Raw genomic sequence first — 17013 nt, forward strand, 5'->3', positions numbered from 1 at the left:
CTGGCCGCCGTCAGCGACGGCCAGCCCATACGCGGGGCGGGCCGGCACTGCCCCCGCTCCGCTACGACGCCGCCCCGTCAATCCGGCTGCAGGCATTCGTGGCAGGAACTCAGCGCCAGATGGGCGTCGCGGATCATGAAATTGACCAGCGCTGTCGAAACCCCCAGCTCACGCGCCACGTCACGCTGCGTGCATCCTTCGAACCGGTGCAGTTCGAAGGCCCGGCGGGTACGTGCCGACATCTGCGTCAGCGCGGCGCTCGCCATCCTGAGCGCCTGGCTGCTCACCGCGGCGTCTTCCGCCAGCGAGGCCGACACCGCGTGGCGACCGGCTTCCTCGTCCGCGAAAAGCCGTTGCTCCAACGCACGGCGCCGATGGCAATCGATCGCCAGATGCCGCACGGTCTGGTACAGGTAGGCCGCCGGCTCGCACACGCCTTGCGGCACCGCGCCCTCGAGCAGCTTGACATAGGCATCCTGCACCACGTCCTCAGCCAACTCCTGCGAATCCAGAATACGCAGCGCCGCACGCACCAGCTGCCGCCGGTTCGCCGCGTACAGTGCGGTCAGTGCTTCCATCGTCGGCGCAGTGCCCGTAACCATGTGTACCTCCTCGAGCGCCAGGCGCCCAGGTCATAGTCCGACACCGCCCCTTGATGGAGCGGCATCAATATCGATAAGTGACTGTGGCGAATACCGTGCGGTCCACGCCATAGCGGCAATTGCTGCGATCTCCCCGGCAGACCGCGGTCTGCCGGTTGAACACATTGCTGGCATCCAGCGCCAGGCGCCAGGCGCCTGCGTCGTACGCGAGCGCGGCGTCCACAAGGGTGGCGGCGTGGTTCTTCATCGTGTTGGAGGCGTCCACGTAGGTAGAGCCGATATGGCGCACCCCCATGCCCGCGCTCCATCCCGCCAACCATCCATCAAGCGAATGGTTCAGCCAGAGGGACGCCATCTGGCGCGGCGTCACGATAGGCATCTTTCCCGCCGTGCCGTCGTTGGCCTGCAGATTCTTCACATCGTTGAAGGTGTAGGCGGCCAGCGCATCCCAGCCTCGCGCCAGATTGACCTTGGCCTCGAATTCGACGCCGCGCGCGCGTACGCGGCCGGTCGTGACGCTGAAACCAGGATGCGCCGGATCGGGATCGGCGCTCAGCACGTTGCGCTGCCGCAGGTCGAACAAGGCCAGCGTGTACAGGCTTTGCGATTGCGGCGGCTGGAACTTCACGCCCACTTCGAACTGCTCGGCGCGGGACGGATCGAATGGCTTGCCGTCGTAGGAGGCGCCCGCCTGCGGCACGAACGAGGTCGCATACCCCACGTAGGGCGCGAGACCAGCCCCCGCCGCATACGACGCGCCCGCCCGCCACGTGTAGAAATCGCCGCTGCCACGCGTACGAGTATCGGCAAGCCGGTTATCGGTCACGTCGCGATAGCCGTCCCGCCGCAGGCCAAGCAGTACGGTCCAGTCCCCCGCCTGCATCATGTCCTGGAGATAGAGTCCCCACTGCTCGCTGACCTGCCACACCTTGATGATCGACGGCGCGCCGGGCGGCAGCCCGATGTCCTGGCCATAGCGCGGGTCCAGCAGGTCCAGACTGGGCGCGGCCGCCTGCTGATAATGCTGACGGCCCGACAAGCGCCTGACATCCAGCCCGGCCAGCACCGTATGGCGCAGCCCGCCCCCTTCGAAGTCGCCTTCGATCTGGCTGTCCAGCGCCAGCCCTTCGGCGCGCTCCCGTGCCTGGAGCTGCGCGCGCGCCAGCGTACGACCGTCGCTGGCGAGCGCTCCGGCGTATAGATTGCGCAGCAGCATGTCACCGTGCTGGTAGCGCGCATTCTGGCGTACCCGCCAACGGGCGTTCAGGCGATGCTCGAGCTGGTACCCCAGACTGAAGAAATCGCGGTCGTTGCGGTCGTAGTCGTAGTCGCCCACCAGCACCCGCAGAGGGTAGTAGGCGCGCGATTCACCGTCGTTGCGATCATGCTGGTAGTGCATCAGCAAGGTGAACGAGGTGTCCGCGTCGCGCCAGCCAAAGGCAGGCGCCACGTAGACCAGGTTGTCCCGGTAACGATGGCCGCTGTCGTACTTGTCCTGCGTACCTGCTTCCCTGGCTGTCGCGGTCAGGCGGAAACGGGCCTGTCGGCCCTCGTTGATAGGGCCGCCCAGGTCCAGGTAAGCCTGCTTGTGCTCGAACGATCCGAACTGCAACGCCGCTTCGCGCAGCGGCGTCTCGGGAGGACGTTTGGTGACGCGATTGACGATACCGCCCGGCGCGGTCTGTCCATACAGCGCCGACACCGGCCCGCGCACGACCTCGATCTGTTCCAGCGCATAGGCCGGCACCCGTGCGCGGATCTGGTCGTAGGGCATCTGGCTCAGGCCGTCGCGATAATCCCCGGTCAGCTTGGCATCGAAGCCGCGCAACACGATCCAGTCGTTGCGGACCTCGGTACCGCCGTAATTGTCGATCTGCACACCCGGCGTGTATTGCAGCGCCTGCGTGACCGAACGGACCCCTCGCGCCTGCATGTCGGCGGAAGTCACCACCGACACCGACTGCGGCACCGAGGCCAACGGTGCCAGAATCTTGGTGGCGGCGCGATCCTCGAGCTGGGTGAAGCTCCGGACCGTGCCCTCGACCTGTGTGACCGGCAGGATCGACACCGCGGGCATCCAGATCCGACGGACACGGAAACTTCCCGGCAGGTCTTCGTAGACTTCCAGGCCGTGACCGCTCAATACCGCCTCGAAGGCAATCGCGGGCGCGTAGGTGCCGTCCAGGCCGTTGCTGCTCAGGTCACGGGTGACAGCGGGATCGAAATAGACCAGCACGCGCGCCTGGCTGGCAATCTGCTGGAGCACCTGGGTCAGCGGCCCCGGCGCAACGTGAAAGCTGCGCGTGGCGGCCGCCTGCTGGTCGGACTGCGCCCCGGCCAACGGCATGGCCATGAGCGCGCCCAGGAGCAGCATCCGCGCGCACAGCTGCCGCCCCGCCATGGCGTGGGGCGCGTGTACGCGACGTCGATCGGCTGCTCCGATAACCATGGATTCCAGTTGTTTCCCGTGCAATTGAGTCCTCTTGATTGAAAGGACACGCCAAAGCCGGAAACCGGAAAGTTATCGACGAAAGAATTTTCCCGGGATCCGGGCAAATGGAGAAGTTGAACTGTTACCGAGCCGAAACGCGCACCCAATAAGGGCTACGCCGGGTCACCGTGACAGGCAGCAGGCGGGCCACCGCCTGTAGCGCCCTGTCGGTGTCATTCAAGGGAAACAATCCAGAGATCCGCAACTTCGCCGCCGGCGCATCACAGGAAATCAACCCGTGCCGGTAGCGGCTCAGTTCGGCCAGGAACCGGTCCAGCGGCATGTCATCGGCCGCCAGTTCGGCATTGATCCAGGCCGTGTCGGCCAGCGCCACCGGACGGACGGGCTCGACTTCCCCGGCGCCGTAGCGCGTGGCCTGCCCCGGTTGCAACAGCAGCCGGCTGCCGCCCGCCGCCGGCTCGATCTCCACGAGTCCTTCGAGCAGCGCCACACGGGTCTGCTCGCCGTCCAGGCGCACCATGAAGCGCGTTCCCAGCGCTCGCACGCCTCCAGCGGGCGTGTCGACCCGGAATGGCATGTCGGCATAGCCGGCCGCATGCCCGGTGCGAATCTGGATTTCGCCACGGCGCAGGCGCAGGCGGCGTGTCCGTCCGTCATACAGCACGTCGATCGCGCTGTCGGTGTTGAGCAGGACCTCGGTGCCATCATCCAGCATGACCGTGCGCTGCTCCCCTACTCCCGCCACGTAGTCGGGCGAGATCCGTACCCAGCGCTTGCGGTCGGCCGTCCAGACCAGGCCGCCGGTACAGGTGACTAGCCCCAGCATGGCGATGAGCGCGCGGCGGCCCTTGCGCCGGTCGCCCGTCAGCGCCTGATAGGCGGGACTGCCCTCCAGTTCTCGCATCCGGCCGTCGGCGCGCATCAAATGCGCCCAGGCCCGCTCATGATCGGGATCCGCCTGGCGCCAGCGTTCCCAGGCCTGCCTGTCTTGCGCGGTCTCGGCGCCGCTCGTCAACAACACGTACCAGCGCGACGCCTGCTCGGCCACGTGTGGCGCTAGCGGCAGTCCCCCAGCGTAGGCAACGGGCGTAGCGCTCGCCCGCTTCACGCAAGACCGTCCTGGGCAAAGAAGCAGGTCTGGACCGCGCGCACCATGTAGTTGCTCACGGTGCGGGTGGTCACCCCCAGCCGCGCCGCAATATCCTCATGCCTGAGCCCCTCGAGCTGCGCCAGCAGGAACGCCTCGCGCACCTTCGCCGGCAAGCTGTCGAGCGCGCGATCGATGGCCAGCAGGGTTTCAATCACGAGGTGGCGCGACTCAGGGCTGGGTTCGACGCGCTCGGGCAAATTGGCCAAGGCATCGAGATAGGCACGTTCGATGATTTCGCGCCGATGGTGGTTGGACAGCAGCCGGCGGGCAATGGTAGCGAGAAAGGCACGCGGCTCGACCAGCGGCGGGATTTCCTTGGCGGCCAGCACCCGCATGAACGTATCGTGTGCCAGGTCTGCGGCGCAGTCGGAATTCGCGGTGCGATAACGCAGCCAGCGCGCGAGCCACGAATGGTGCTCCGCATACAGTACCGCTGTGCGTTCTCGCAACCCCGCTACGCCGGACATGAACGTCTCCCCGCAATGTTGACTCGGACATTAATCAGTAATGATAACCATTATCTATATTATGGACCAGGGCTGCATCCGAGTTGAGTTCTTGCCGGCATCAGAGATATGACCGCGGCGTCATGCACCAGCCCAGGCCGGCAGGACAAGGCTAGATCCTTGGCCTCCGCTTTCTCCATGGTCAGGACCTCGGACGAGCCACAGCTCAGGAGCTTCGCCGCGCATCGCGCTTTGACATATATACATACGACCGTATATATTTAATGCAAGCTGGAACTCAACTGCAGATCGGTCACGCAACAGCCCGGCGGTTCGCTACAACCCACACAAGAAATCACAAACTTGGCGCGGCGCCCACGTCGCAGCGCCAGAAGGACTAGTCATGTTCGACTCTACAGTGCCGTCTTCAAGCAAGGTTCCCCGTCCAGCGGCAAAAAGCCAGTGGCTCGCAGTTTCCATGCTCGCCTTCGGCGTGTTTGTCGTCGGAACCGGCGAGTTTGTGCTGGCGGGTCTGCTACCGCTGCTCAGTCGCTCGCTTGAAATCTCCCCCTCCGTCGCGGGCCAGGTGATCACGATATTCGCGCTGACCTGCGCGATTGCAGGCCCGATCCTGACGACCGCGACGGTGCGCTGGCAACGCAGGACAGTGCTGGTCGCCGCATCGGCCGTGTACCTCCTGGGCAGCGCCTGGACCGCGCTGGCGCCCTCTTACCTGCAAGTCCTGCTTGGGCAGGTCGTGGCCGCGCTGGGCGTGGGCATGTTCGTTCCGACAGCCACCGTGACCGCCGCCGCCATGGTCGCGCCGGAGCATCGGGGCAAAGCCATCGCGCTGGTGGTCAGCGGCTTTACTGCGGCGACCGCGTTGGGCGCGCCCTTGGGTACTGCCTTCGGCGGGGTGTTCGGCTGGCGATCGACCATGTGGCTGGCAACGGGCTTGGCCGCGATCGGCGTCATCGGCGTCTTCCGCGCCATTCCCGCGACGCTGGCCGTTGCCGCTGCCAATGGTTTGCGACAGCAAGTCCGCCTTTTGCTGCAGCCCCGGATCCTTGCCGTGCTAGGCGTGACCCTCCTGGCGTTCACGGCGGTCTACATGCCCTACACCTACATCGGCATCATCTTTGAATCGGCCACCCAGGCGAACAGCTTCTACCTGGCGGGGCTGATGACGACCCTAGGCATCGTGGGGACCATCGGCAACCTGGGCGTCGGGATGCTTGCGGACCGCATCGGCGGCCCGAAAGTTGTGATCCTTGCCCTGCTTTGGTTGGTTGTCGCCATGCTGGTCTTGCCGCTGGCGACGCAAAGCCTGCCAGCGGCGTTCGTGATGATTGCGTTCTATGGAATTGCAGCCTTTGCCATCACGACGCCACAGCAACACCGCCTGATCGCGCTCAAACCTGATGCCGCAGCCGTCCTCATCTCGCTCAACCAGGCCATCCTCTATCTCGCCATCGCACTGTCCGGATCGATCGGCGGGCTTGGAATCGAATGGGTCGGAGCGATCAATCTGGGCTTTATTGCCGCGGCCCTGGCAGCGGCTGCGTTGTTGCTATCGGTTTTGACGAGGTCAACGCCCCATAAGCCTCATTGACCCAAACGTTGTCTGATTCCAACCTTCACACAGGCGGGATTGGAGCCGGCGCGGACCGAACCCATGGGCGAGGCGGCGTTCTGCGACGAACTGCGCGAGGTGTTCAAGCAGATCGAGCGCCTGCTACTGGCTTGCGACGCGCAGATGGAAGATGCCATCGAGCTGCAGATGTTCCATGTATTCGGCAGCGGCCGCCTGGAACTTGACAAGGCTGGTCAGTTGGCCGCCATAAGACGGGTCCGTGATGAGTTTTTCTTCGCTCCGTATCCTGCCTCGGTGGAACTGAAAGTTGCTGATTTGAACCCCGATGGCGGGCTGGTAGAGATCGAGGCGGTGGCCTTTGCACCGCTCAACCGCACAGTTGGCGCCGAGTCTCCCACCCCGTAACGCCGCACGCCCGCGGGTCGATTGCTCGAACGCTTGCAGCCCCGCCAGCATGTCGCCAAGCGCCGAGAAATGAGGGCCGAGATAGTGGACGATGCCCTCGCGCATGGTGGCCTGGCCGACAAAGACTGGCGATCGGCGCATACCTGGACGCCCTGCCTGATTGCCAAGGATGCCCTCCTGCAGCATGGCCAGCCCATCGGCGCCAAGCGGCTCGTCAAGCTTGCCACAGTGCTCGGCCGTAACGTGGGCGAACCGCTTGACTCTATCTGCCTGAGCGACCTCGCGCTCGAGCAGGAAGCTCGCACGCGACTCCTTGAACGTAAACCAGGTAGCGGCGCGCATCAGTACGTCCTCGCCAAACTGGCGGTCCAGTTCCGTGAGCGCCTCAAGAAGGTTGAACCGCAGCGATTGAGTCAGAACCTCGGAGCGTCGAATGATAGGGCAGAAAGCCGGCGTACCCGACAGGTTATTGTTGATGCGCCAACGACGATCGCGAACGGCTTTGATACGCGTCAGATAGGCACTCGAAGAGGGCTGCTGCTTCTCGATGCCTGTGCGCGGTCCTCCGGAAAGCCTGAAGAACTACCTGGAGGTCAGCTAGTGGCCTCCGCAATTCGGCGGCGCTACCCTTCGGCGGCGCCGTGCTCCAGCGAATGTATGAAGGCCTGGGTCAATGCAGTCAATGGCGACTGGCTACGGGTCACCAGCAACGGCGTCATAGGCCACTCCAGCCCCTCGACCTGCACCACTTTCAGGCCGAAAGCAGCAGCATCGGCAAGCAACGACTGTGGGCACATGCCCAGCCAATCCTTGCTGCTCAGCAATGGGAACATGGCGCGTATGCCGGTGCCGTCGACTTCCACCTGAATATGGGGACAGGACAAGCCTGCCTGCTCGAAACAAGCCTCAAGTTGGCTGCGCGAGAGGACACCGCGCCGAGCTGCCAGCCAGACATAGGTTTGCAAGTCCTCCAAACGGGAGTGAGCATGCTGGTGAACCGGATGCGTCCGCCGCGCCACTACCCTAAGGGTATCGGGAGCCAGCTTGATGCTGCGCACATCGGGCGATACGGTGTCAGCCGTGACCACGCCGAAGTCCACGAATCCCGCCCGCAAAGCACGTAGCAAGCGGTCGGGCGGCATGACGCTCAGGTTCAGCCTGGCAGCAGGCCGCAGCTCCGAAAAGCGCACGAACGCCCGGCTGACCAAAGGCTCCCAAACCGGAGTCGCACCCACCCGAAGCGTGGCCACTTCGCCCGCGATCACGTCGCCGACGACCCGGAACGCTGCCTGGTATTCCCCTTGCAGCCGGACCGCGTAGGGCCTGAGCGCGAGTGCAGCCTCCGTAGGAGCCATGCCGGCGGGCGTGCGCGCGAACAACTCGGCATTGAGCGCGGCCTCGAGCCGGTGGACGCACTTGGTCAGCGCAGGCTGCGATACGCCGAGGAACGCGGCTGCCCGCTGCAAGGACCCATGTTCCAATATCGCCAGAAAACACTCCACATCCCGAATATTCATGCCCGCGTCCGCAAGTTGCCGTTGCGTGGCTGCGTCGCGCTACCAAATGCCGATCAGGCTATCCGGGTAGGCCGCGGTGTCTCGCTCACCACATCCATCAGTCTATAGGCTAACGAAGCCATCAGCTCCGCCTTGAGGGCCGCATGCGTCGGAACGTCCCACAAATTGTGTTCCTCGTGGGGATCGGTCGCCAGATCGTACAACTCGCCCCAATCGACGCCGCGGTACAAGGTCAGGCGATGGCGTTCGGTCACCAGGGTCCGCGCCCGCACCGGTTCGGAAAATCCCAGAAAGGCTCGCTGGCTTTCCTCCTCGATCAGCAACGACTCGCGGCATCCCGACGGGTTCCCCGCCGCGAGCGGCCCCAGGTCCCGTCCCTGCATGCCCCGGACCGGGGCCAAGCCGGCCGCTGCCAGCACCGAAGGCGCGATATCGATTGAACTGCCGAGGGCCCCGACGCGCGACTCGGCGGATCGGCGCGGATCATGCCAGATGAAGGGCACTCGAATCAGGCCCTGGTAGTGGATCGGGCCCTTGAGCATGATCCCGTGGTCGCCCATCAGGTCGCCATGATCGCTCGTGAACACCACGATCGTATTCTCGGCCAGGCCGGTCTCGTGCAGTGTTTCCATGATGCGTCCGACCGCATCGTCGATCATGGTCACCATGCCATAGGTCAATGCGATCATGCGGCGCGCCTCGTCCGGTAGCACTGCAAAGAGACGCGGCCCTTCCAGCGGCGCACTCCCGGCAGTGCGCTCATCGTGCAGCCAGCGCACCGTGGGCGGCGCTCCTGCGCCGGGCGAGCGGCAGGTCGGAGGCAATGGAATCTCGTCCGGCTCGTACATGCCCCAGTAGCGTCCTGGCGGCGTGAAGGGATGATGCGGATCAGGAAAGGAGCACTGCAGGAAAAAAGGCCGATTGCCGGAACTGGCGTGGCGCCGCAGGAAGGCTTGCGAGCGCTCGGCTACATATGACGTCGAATAGATCTCCTCCGGCAGGCGCGTCTTCCACGCCTGAGGCACGGCAAAGTGCTCGTCCGCCTCCGCATGGCTTCGCCCGCACAACTGTTCGTAGCCAGGCAGGCGCTCCCTGGCCCAGCGCGCCCAGTCGCCGAAGGTGTCGTCCGAATGGTGGTTGCACAATTCGACGTGCTCGAAGCCGTAGTAAGGCAACGTCAGCGCATGGCCGGGATCGGACCAGCGCGAACGCCGCTCCTGCTCATAGTTCGGCCCGCTGATGTTGTCGGCCCAGGCCTCGGGGAACGCCGGGCTCAGTCGCAGTCCCGGCGGCACAGACGGCGCTGGCAGGCTCGGAGGCCGCTCGTCCATGTTCTGGAAATGCGCCTTGCCTACCAACCCCGTGCGGTAGCCCTCCTCGCGTAATACCTGCGGGAATGTCACCGCATGGCGCGACAATGGAATCCCGTTGGTTCGAGTACCGTGCACCGATGGATAGCGGCCTGTCATGATGCTGGCGCGGTTCGGCATGCACACGGTCGACGCCACATAGAATCGATCGAACACACTCCCCGAAGCTGCGATCCTGTCGATATGGGGAGTGCGTACCACGCGATTGCCATAGCAGCCGAGGTGGTCGGCGCGCTGCTGGTCGGTGATGATGAATAGAAAATTGGGATGGGATATTTTTCCGGCCATTGCGCTGCTCACTGAAACTGGAGATGAGCCTTCGAGGCGACTTCCTCGAGGCGAACTTTTTCCTTGGCGATGAACCGAGACACATCCTGGGACGTGCTCGGCGTCACCACAAACTGGGTGGACTGCATGCGGCGCCTGAACGCCGACATGGCCAGCACCTCGTTCAGATCGTGATTGAGGCGTTCGATGACAGGCGCTGGCGTACCACGAGGCACATGCAATGCAGTCCAGCCGACGATGTCGACAGGCTCGCCTTTTATCGTTAACAATGGAACGTCGGGTAGTTCTTCCAATGGCTGGCGTCCCGTCAACGCCAGCAGGGTTACCCGCCCGGATGACGCGAGGGCCATGGCCGACGTTATCGTTGTCACCATGAGCGGCACATGCCCTCCAACCAGCGCCGAGATAGCCTGGCCGCTTCCGCCAAAGGGCACGTGTGTGAGAGGCAGGCCCGACTCAGTCCGATACAGCTCGATGGCGAAGTGCGCCGGAGTGCCCGCCCCCGGCGAGGCGACATTCAATCCGCCGGGACTCGATTTCGCCAGACGCTCGACATCCTCCATGGACTTGATGGGCGAATCGGCGGCGGAAAGGAACACCAGCGGCGTGTAGCCGATCATTCCCACCGGAACAAGGTCGCTGTCGGGTTGGTACTGCAGCTTATCGCCATGCAGCAGCCGGGCGATGCTGGTGGAACCCGGCACGGTCATCACGAGCGTGTAACCGTCAGGCGCGGACCGCGCGGCCACGGTGGCTGCCAAGGCGCCACCGGCTCCGGCCTTGTTTTCAATCACTACCGGCTGGCCCAGCAGCCGGCTCAGCTCCGGCTGCATCTCGCGCGCAATCATGTCCAGCCCGCCACCTGCGGAAAAACCTACTAGTAGCTTGACGGGCCGATTGGGGAAGTCCTGTCCCCACGCCAGACGCCCTCTCATGGAGCCGGCCAGCGCCATGAACGCACAGCCGGTCACCAGACTGCGCCGCCGCCTGCTGAATGCCTGAGCGCCTGTGTTCTGTTGCGATACAGCCATGGGGTCTCCCTTCCGACATGGATACCGGTATTGCCGGACAGGACATCCAGTTCGGCTTGGGAACCCAGTGTAGGAGCAGCCAGGATGGGGAGATATCACTCGATTCGCGGGTGATATTCCAGCTGGTTATAGGGTATTTTCGGCGGCCTCTTTGGCCGGCCCGTTCTTACCACAATCGTTTCGGCGCCGAGTTTCGATCAAGTACCAGGTCGAACGCGCCACGAAAGGCTCGCCCTGACGCATCTGCCGGTCCAATGCCATCAACGCATCGCAGTACTTGCCACCGAGAAGTCCGGCCCTCACCCCGGCCCACAGCCGACCAAAAAAGAAAAAGGCGCCGAAGCGCCTTTCTCATTCACTGCAAGACAACTGCAGGATCACTCCCACTCAATCGTCGCGGGCGGCTTGCTCGACACGTCATACACCACACGATTGATCCCCCGCACTTCGTTGATGATGCGCGAAGACACCCGAGCCAGCAACGGATGCGGCAGCGGCGCCCAATCAGCAGTCATGAAGTCAAACGTCTGCACCGCACGCAGCGCCACGACGTATTCGTAGGTACGCCCATCGCCCATCACACCCACCGACTTCACCGGCAGGAACACGGCAAACGCTTGCGAGGTCAGTTCGTACCAGGTCAGGCCGCTGGCCTCGTCCTTGGTGTTGCGCAGCTCTTCGATGAAGATTGCGTCGGCGCGGCGCAGCAGTTCGGCATATTCATGCTTCACTTCGCCCAGGATGCGCACGCCCAGGCCGGGGCCGGGGAACGGGTGGCGGTAGACCATCTGCGGCGGCAGGCCCAGGGCCACGCCGAGTTCGCGGACTTCGTCCTTGAACAGTTCGCGCAGCGGCTCCAGCAGTTGCAGGTTCAGTGTGTCCGGCAGGCCGCCCACGTTGTGGTGCGACTTGATGGAGGTGGCCTTGCCGGTCTTGGCGCCCGCGGATTCGATGACGTCGGGGTAGATCGTGCCCTGGGCCAGCCACTTGGCGCTTTGCTGCTTGCCGGCTTGTTCCTGGAACACTTCGACGAATTCGCGGCCGATGATCTTGCGCTTGGCTTCCGGATCCGCCACGCCGGCCAGCTTGCCCATGAACTGGGCGGTGGCGTCGACGTGGATGATCTTCACGCCCATGTTTTCAGCGAAGGTCTGCATGACCTGCTTGCCTTCGTCCAGGCGCAGCAGGCCGTGGTCGACGAACACGCAGGTGAGCTGGTCGCCGATGGCCTTGTGGATCAGCGCCGCGGCTACCGAGGAATCCACGCCGCCCGACAGGCCCAGGATGACTTCGTCCGTGCCGACCTGCTCGCGGATGCGGGCGACGGCTTCGGCCACGTAGTCGGGCATGTTCCAGTCGCCTTCGCAGCCGCAGATCTCGTTCACGAAGCGGGCCAGCATGGCCTTGCCTTGAACGGTGTGCGTGACTTCGGGGTGGAACTGGACGGCGTAGAACTTGCGGTCTTCGTCGGCCATGCCGGCGATGGGGCAGGACGGCGTGGACGCCATCAGCTTGAAGCCCGGGGGCAGCTCGGTGACCTTGTCGCCGTGGCTCATCCAGACCTTCAACATGCCGTGGCCTTCTGCCGTGGCAAAGTCTTCCAGGCCTTCCAGCAGCTTGGTGTGGCCGTGGGCGCGGACTTCGGCGTAGCCGAATTCGCGATGATCGGAAAAGCTGACCACGCCGCCCAGTTGCTGCGCCATGGACTGCATGCCGTAGCAGATGCCGAGGACGGGCACGCCCAGCTCGAACACCGCATGCGGCACGCGCATGGAGCCTTCTTCGTAGGCGGAAGCGTGGCTGCCGGACAAGATGACGCCCTTCAGGCCTTGCGCCATCTGGTCGCGCACGAAGGCGTCGTCGACGTCGCCAGGGTGCACTTCGGAGTAGACGCCGGCTTCGCGGACGCGGCGGGCGATCAGCTGGGTGACTTGCGAACCGTAGTCGAGAATGAGGATGCGCTGGTGCATGGAGACTCTACCGGTAAAGAATAAAACCGCAGTAAATAAAACCGCACCGGCAGAACCGCTGATTCATTTGCGGTTCTGCCGGTGCGCGATGCATGACATTGTAGTTGACTGTACGGATCAGTCGGCGCGGTAGTTGGGCGCTTCCTTGGTGATCTGTACGTCGTGCACGTGGGACTCGCGCACGCCCGCGGAGGTGATCTCCACGAATTCGGTCTTGGTGCGCATGTCGTCGATGGTGGCGCAGCCGCAGTAGCCCATCGAGGCGCGGATGCCGCCGACCAGTTGGTAAATGATGGCCAGCACGCTGCCCTTGTAGGGGACGCGGCCTTCGATGCCTTCGGGGACCAGCTTGTCGGCGTTGTTGGACGGATCCTGGAAGTAACGGTCGGCGGAGCCGTCCGTCATGGCGCCCAGGCTGCCCATGCCGCGGTAGGACTTGTACGAACGGCCCTGGAACAGCACGACTTCGCCCGGCGCCTCTTCGGTACCGGCGAACATGCCGCCCATCATGCAGGCGAAAGCGCCGGCGGCCAGGGCCTTGGCGACGTCGCCCGAGTAGCGGATGCCGCCGTCGGCGATCAGCGGCACGCCCGTGCCTTCCAGCGCCTTGGCGACTTCGGAGATGGCATGGATCTGCGGCACGCCCACGCCGGCGACGATGCGGGTGGTGCAGATGGAGCCAGGGCCGATGCCGACCTTGACGCCGTCGGCGCCGTACTCGACCAGCGCACGCGCGGCGGCGGCGGTGGCGATGTTGCCGCCGATGACTTCAACCTTGGGGTAGTTCTGCTTGACCCAGCGCACGCCTTCCAGCACGCCCTTGGAATGGCCGTGGGCGGTGTCGACGATCAGGACGTCAACGCCTGCCGCAACCAGCTTTTCCACGCGCTCTTCGGTGCCGGCGCCCACGCCCACTGCCGCGCCCACGCGCAGCTGGCCCTGGGCATCCTTGCTGGCCATCGGGTGTTCGGTGTTCTTGACGATGTCCTTGACGGTGGCCAGGCCACGCAGTTCAAAGCCGTCGTTCACGATCAGCACGCGCTCCAGGCGGTGCTTGTGCATCAGGGACTGCGCCTCTTCCAGCGTGGCGCCTTCCTTCATGGTGACCAGGCGTTCCTGCGGCGTCATGATGTTGCGCAGGGGCTGGTCCAGGTTCTCTTCGAAGCGCAGATCGCGGTTGGTGACGATGCCGACCAGCTTGCGCCCTTCGACCACCGGCAGGCCCGAGATGCCATGCTGGCGCTGCAACGCAATGGCGTCGCGCACTTTCATCTGGGGGGTGACGGTGACCGGATCGATCACGATGCCGAATTCGTGGCGCTTGACGCGGGCGACTTCACGCGCCTGGGCGTCGGCGGACAGATTCTTGTGGATGATCCCGATGCCGCCCTCTTGCGCCATGGCGATGGCCAGACGCGATTCGGTGACGGTGTCCATGGCGGCGGACACTAGCGGGATGTTCAGGCTGATATTGCGAGTGAGGCGCGTAGCCAGGGAAGTGTCGCGAGGCAGGACCTCGGAATACGCAGGCACCAGCAACACATCGTCGAAGGTGAGCGCTTTTTGTACGAGACGCATGGGTAACTCCGGGCGCAAAGCAAGATTATACGCCGCTTGGGTGTTTTGCCTAGGTGTTGTCCCTAGGTTGGCGGGGATATTTCTATACGCCGCAGTGGCGGATTGCCGCCTCGCAATATTTTTACCCGGATATATTGACTTGTATTTTTACCCGGATCATAATTAGCCTGCCATTTTTATCCGGACAAAATAATGAACCAACTATCCGTACCCCGCCACACCGATCCGCACACTGCCTTCGCCGGCCACCGCATACTTACCACTGGCCCCCTGGCCGAGGTGGCGCTCGCCGTTAAACGGGCCATGGACTCGGGCAGCGACGCCGCCATCCTGGTGTTCGACGACCAATCCGGCAAGCAGGTCGACCTGGATCTGAGAGGCGACGACGCCGCCATCGCGGAACGTCACCGCGCCCGCATCGAGCCGGCGCCCCTGGCCGCCGGAATGCCCGCCGACGTGGCAGCCGACCAGACGCAACCGCGCGGCCGGGGCCGCCCCAAGTTGGGCGTGGTGCCGCGTGAAGTCACGCTGCTGCCGCGCCATTGGGACTGGCTGGGCGCGCAGCCCGGCGGCGCGTCCGTCGCCTTGCGCAAACTGGTGGAACAGGCCCGCCGCGATAATGAAGCACAGGACCGCCGGCGCGAGCGCCAGGAGGCGGCTTATCGCTTCATGTCCAGCATGGGCGGCAATCTGTCCGGTTTCGAGGAAGCGACGCGGGCGCTATATGCCGGCGACCGCGAGCGCTTTGCGCAGCAGATCGCCACATGGCCCGAGGATGTGCGCGGCTATGCCATGGGGCTGGCATGGGGCGGCTCCGGCGACAGTAGCGCGGAGTGATCCCAAGCGCGAATTGGGCGCGGCGCGGACCCGCCGCGCGCTTCCCGCCAGAACCCCGCGCCATCACCGCAACATCGGCCACAACGTCAGTGCCAATAGCCCTCCCATGGCGATGTTGAACCATTTCAGGCGTCCAGGCTGCGCGAGGAATCCGCGCAGCGCCATGCCGAAGCCGGCCCACAGCGAAACGCTGGGCAGGTTCACCAGCGCGAACACCAGGCACATCCAGGCCAGCGACGCCCACGGCGCCGCAGCGTCAACATAGACTGCCACCGAGGCCAGCGCCACGATCCACGCCTTGGGGTTGATCCACTGGAACAAGGCCGATTCCATGAAGGTCAGCGGCCTGGCCGATGCCTGGCCCGTGCTGATCGAACGCGACAGCGCGATGCGCCACGCCAGGTACAGCAGGTAGGCCGCCCCGCCTATCTTCAATGCCGCGGACAACGGCGGCCAGGCCTGGAACAGCGCCCCCAGGCCCAGCCCTACCCCCAACAGCAGCGACGTAAAGCCGACGGTGATCCCCAGCACCTGGGGCAAGGTCCGGCCGAAGCCGAAGTTGGCGCCCGAGGTCATCAGCATGACGTTGCTGGGGCCCGGCGAAACAGAGGTCACGAAGGCGAACACCGTCAGGGCAAGCAGATTTTCAAAGGACAAGACAAGGCTCCGGTGGCACGCGGCGCAGGTTTGCGCGCCGACGATCAGACAGCGGCATTGTGGGTCCGGCCCAGCCTTATTAATATTGGCGGTTTTGACATCTTTGATAGCGTTCTTGCCATGAAGATCCAGATCCTGGCCCTGGAGGGCGTGTTCGATACCGGCCTGTCCACCATCCTGGATGTGTTCGCGACAGCCAACGAGCTGTCGCCACTGCTGCCCGCCCCCGTGCTGCCGTTCGACACACGGGTGGTCGGCCTGCGCCGCAAGGTGCGCACCTCGCAGGGATTTGGCGTGCCCGTTTCAGGCAGTCCGGACCCGTCGGACCCGGGCTGGCTTGTCATCCCGGCCATCGGCTGCAAGATGCCCGAAACGCTGGTGCCCGCGCTGGGCCGCGCCGACGTGCGCGACGCTGGCCGGATGCTGCGCGAGCGCGGCCCTGGCGCGAACACCGCCGCGGCCTGCATCGGCACCTTCGTGCTGGCGGAATCGGGCCTGCTGGACGGCCACAAGGCCACCACCACCTGGTGGCTGGCGCCGCTGTTCCGGCAGCGCTATCCGGCGGTCGACCTGGAGGACAAGCACATGCTGGTGCGCTCGTCGTCGTTGCTGACGGCGGGCGCGGCCTTGAGCCACATGGACATGGCGCTGTGGCTGGTGCGCCAGGCCAGTCCCGAACTGGCTGCGCTGGTGGCGCGCTATCTGATCGTGGACCAGCGGCCGGCGCAATCCGCCTATGTCATCACCGACCATCTGACGCATGCCGAACCGCTGGTGCAGGCTTTCGAGCGCTGGGCCCGCGCGCATCTTGCGCAGGGGTTCTCGCTGGATGCCGCGGCGCAGGCGCTGGGCGCCAGCAAGCGCACGCTGGCGCGCCGCACGCAGGAGGTGCTGGGCAAGAGCCCGCTGTCGTTCTTCCAGGATTTGCGCGTGGAGCGCGCCGCCCATTTGCTAAAGACCAGCAGCCTGTCGCTGGAGCAGATCGCGGCCCAGGTCGGCTACGCCGACGGCGTCACGCTGCGCAACCTGCTGCGCCGGCGCCTGGGCCATGGGGTGCGCCAGATGCGCTGATGTCCCGCACCCGGCCCGCGTGCGCAATGCCGGCGGTGGGCGCGT

Annotated in this window: 14 protein-coding genes; 4 read left to right on the forward strand and 10 right to left on the reverse strand. The window is 64.8% G+C overall.

What is annotated here, in order from left to right; all coding sequences use genetic code 11:
- Positions 1–77: 77 nt before the first annotated feature.
- From AXYL_RS18470 to AXYL_RS18485, 4 genes are all read right to left on the reverse strand, one after another.
- Positions 78–602, reverse strand: a complete 525-nt coding sequence (locus tag AXYL_RS18470) for a sigma-70 family RNA polymerase sigma factor (protein WP_013394358.1) — start codon at positions 600–602, stop codon at positions 78–80.
- Positions 603–666: 64 nt separating this feature from the next.
- Positions 667–3051: a TonB-dependent siderophore receptor gene (locus tag AXYL_RS18475; RefSeq protein WP_237709912.1), complete on the reverse strand. Its 2385-nt coding sequence runs from the start codon at positions 3049–3051 to the stop codon at positions 667–669.
- 124 nt (positions 3052–3175) lie between these two features.
- On the reverse strand, positions 3176–4162 hold the full coding sequence (locus AXYL_RS18480) for a FecR domain-containing protein (protein ID WP_013394360.1): 987 nt from the start codon (positions 4160–4162) through the stop codon (positions 3176–3178).
- Complete coding sequence (locus AXYL_RS18485) at positions 4159–4671, reverse strand: sigma-70 family RNA polymerase sigma factor (RefSeq protein ID WP_013394361.1); 513 nt, start codon at positions 4669–4671, stop codon at positions 4159–4161. Before AXYL_RS18485 ends, AXYL_RS18480 begins: the two co-directional genes overlap by 4 nt.
- Before the next feature lie 382 nt (positions 4672–5053).
- Here AXYL_RS18485 and AXYL_RS18490 point away from each other — a divergent pair, with 382 nt between their 5' ends.
- A complete protein-coding gene (locus AXYL_RS18490; protein ID WP_013394362.1) occupies positions 5054–6262 on the forward strand; it encodes an MFS transporter in 1209 nt (402 codons plus the stop codon).
- Positions 6263–6325: 63 nt separating this feature from the next.
- Positions 6326–6649 (forward strand): Rid family hydrolase, encoded by a 324-nt coding sequence (locus AXYL_RS34370; RefSeq protein ID WP_013394363.1) that lies wholly within the window; start codon positions 6326–6328, stop codon positions 6647–6649.
- Between the two features lie 623 nt (positions 6650–7272).
- Here AXYL_RS34370 and AXYL_RS18500 read toward each other — a convergent pair.
- The 5 genes from AXYL_RS18500 to guaB all read right to left on the reverse strand — a co-directional run bounded on the left by AXYL_RS18500 (position 7273) and on the right by guaB (position 14403).
- Positions 7273–8166 carry a LysR family transcriptional regulator gene (locus tag AXYL_RS18500; RefSeq protein ID WP_013394365.1) on the reverse strand — a complete coding sequence of 298 codons (894 nt, stop codon included), beginning with the start codon at positions 8164–8166 and terminating at the stop codon, positions 7273–7275.
- 53 nt (positions 8167–8219) lie between these two features.
- On the reverse strand, positions 8220–9824 hold the full coding sequence (locus AXYL_RS18505; protein ID WP_013394366.1) for a sulfatase: 1605 nt from the start codon (positions 9822–9824) through the stop codon (positions 8220–8222).
- An 8-nt stretch (positions 9825–9832) separates the two neighbouring features.
- Positions 9833–10855: a Bug family tripartite tricarboxylate transporter substrate binding protein gene (locus AXYL_RS18510; RefSeq protein WP_013394367.1), complete on the reverse strand. Its 1023-nt coding sequence runs from the start codon at positions 10853–10855 to the stop codon at positions 9833–9835.
- 377 nt (positions 10856–11232) lie between these two features.
- Entirely contained in the window at positions 11233–12825 is a 1593-nt protein-coding gene (gene guaA, locus AXYL_RS18515; RefSeq protein ID WP_013394368.1) for a glutamine-hydrolyzing GMP synthase, read from the reverse strand.
- A 117-nt stretch (positions 12826–12942) separates the two neighbouring features.
- Complete coding sequence (gene guaB, locus AXYL_RS18520) at positions 12943–14403, reverse strand: IMP dehydrogenase (protein ID WP_013394369.1); 1461 nt, start codon at positions 14401–14403, stop codon at positions 12943–12945.
- 192 nt (positions 14404–14595) lie between these two features.
- On the opposite strand from guaB, the gene AXYL_RS18525 reads away from it, so the two are divergent.
- Positions 14596–15240, forward strand: a complete 645-nt coding sequence (locus tag AXYL_RS18525; protein ID WP_013394370.1) for a DUF2239 family protein — start codon at positions 14596–14598, stop codon at positions 15238–15240.
- A gap of 63 nt (positions 15241–15303) precedes the next feature.
- Here AXYL_RS18525 and AXYL_RS18530 read toward each other — a convergent pair whose 3' ends face one another.
- Entirely contained in the window at positions 15304–15897 is a 594-nt protein-coding gene (locus AXYL_RS18530) for a LysE family translocator (protein WP_013394371.1), read from the reverse strand.
- 120 nt (positions 15898–16017) lie between these two features.
- On the opposite strand from AXYL_RS18530, the gene AXYL_RS18535 reads away from it, so the two are divergent.
- Entirely contained in the window at positions 16018–16968 is a 951-nt protein-coding gene (locus tag AXYL_RS18535; RefSeq protein ID WP_013394372.1) for a GlxA family transcriptional regulator, read from the forward strand.
- Positions 16969–17013: the final 45 nt, after the last annotated feature.

The sequence above is a fragment of the Achromobacter xylosoxidans A8 genome (assembly GCF_000165835.1).
Lineage (GTDB): Bacteria > Pseudomonadota > Gammaproteobacteria > Burkholderiales > Burkholderiaceae_B > Achromobacter > Achromobacter xylosoxidans_B.

Coding starts and splice junctions, on each gene's coding strand:
- AXYL_RS18470 (WP_013394358.1), bottom strand. CDS start 602: ATGGTTACGGGCACTGCGCCGACGATGGAAGCACTGACCGCACTGTAC.
- AXYL_RS18475 (WP_237709912.1), bottom strand. CDS start 3,051: ATGGTTATCGGAGCAGCCGATCGACGTCGCGTACACGCGCCCCACGCC.
- AXYL_RS18485 (WP_013394361.1), bottom strand. CDS start 4,671: ATGTCCGGCGTAGCGGGGTTGCGAGAACGCACAGCGGTACTGTATGCG.
- AXYL_RS18490 (WP_013394362.1), top strand. CDS start 5,054: ATGTTCGACTCTACAGTGCCGTCTTCAAGCAAGGTTCCCCGTCCAGCG.
- AXYL_RS34370 (WP_013394363.1), top strand. CDS start 6,326: ATGGGCGAGGCGGCGTTCTGCGACGAACTGCGCGAGGTGTTCAAGCAG.
- AXYL_RS18500 (WP_013394365.1), bottom strand. CDS start 8,166: ATGAATATTCGGGATGTGGAGTGTTTTCTGGCGATATTGGAACATGGG.
- AXYL_RS18505 (WP_013394366.1), bottom strand. CDS start 9,824: ATGGCCGGAAAAATATCCCATCCCAATTTTCTATTCATCATCACCGAC.
- AXYL_RS18510 (WP_013394367.1), bottom strand. CDS start 10,855: ATGGCTGTATCGCAACAGAACACAGGCGCTCAGGCATTCAGCAGGCGG.
- guaA (WP_013394368.1), bottom strand. CDS start 12,825: ATGCACCAGCGCATCCTCATTCTCGACTACGGTTCGCAAGTCACCCAG.
- guaB (WP_013394369.1), bottom strand. CDS start 14,403: ATGCGTCTCGTACAAAAAGCGCTCACCTTCGACGATGTGTTGCTGGTG.
- AXYL_RS18525 (WP_013394370.1), top strand. CDS start 14,596: ATGAACCAACTATCCGTACCCCGCCACACCGATCCGCACACTGCCTTC.
- AXYL_RS18535 (WP_013394372.1), top strand. CDS start 16,018: ATGAAGATCCAGATCCTGGCCCTGGAGGGCGTGTTCGATACCGGCCTG.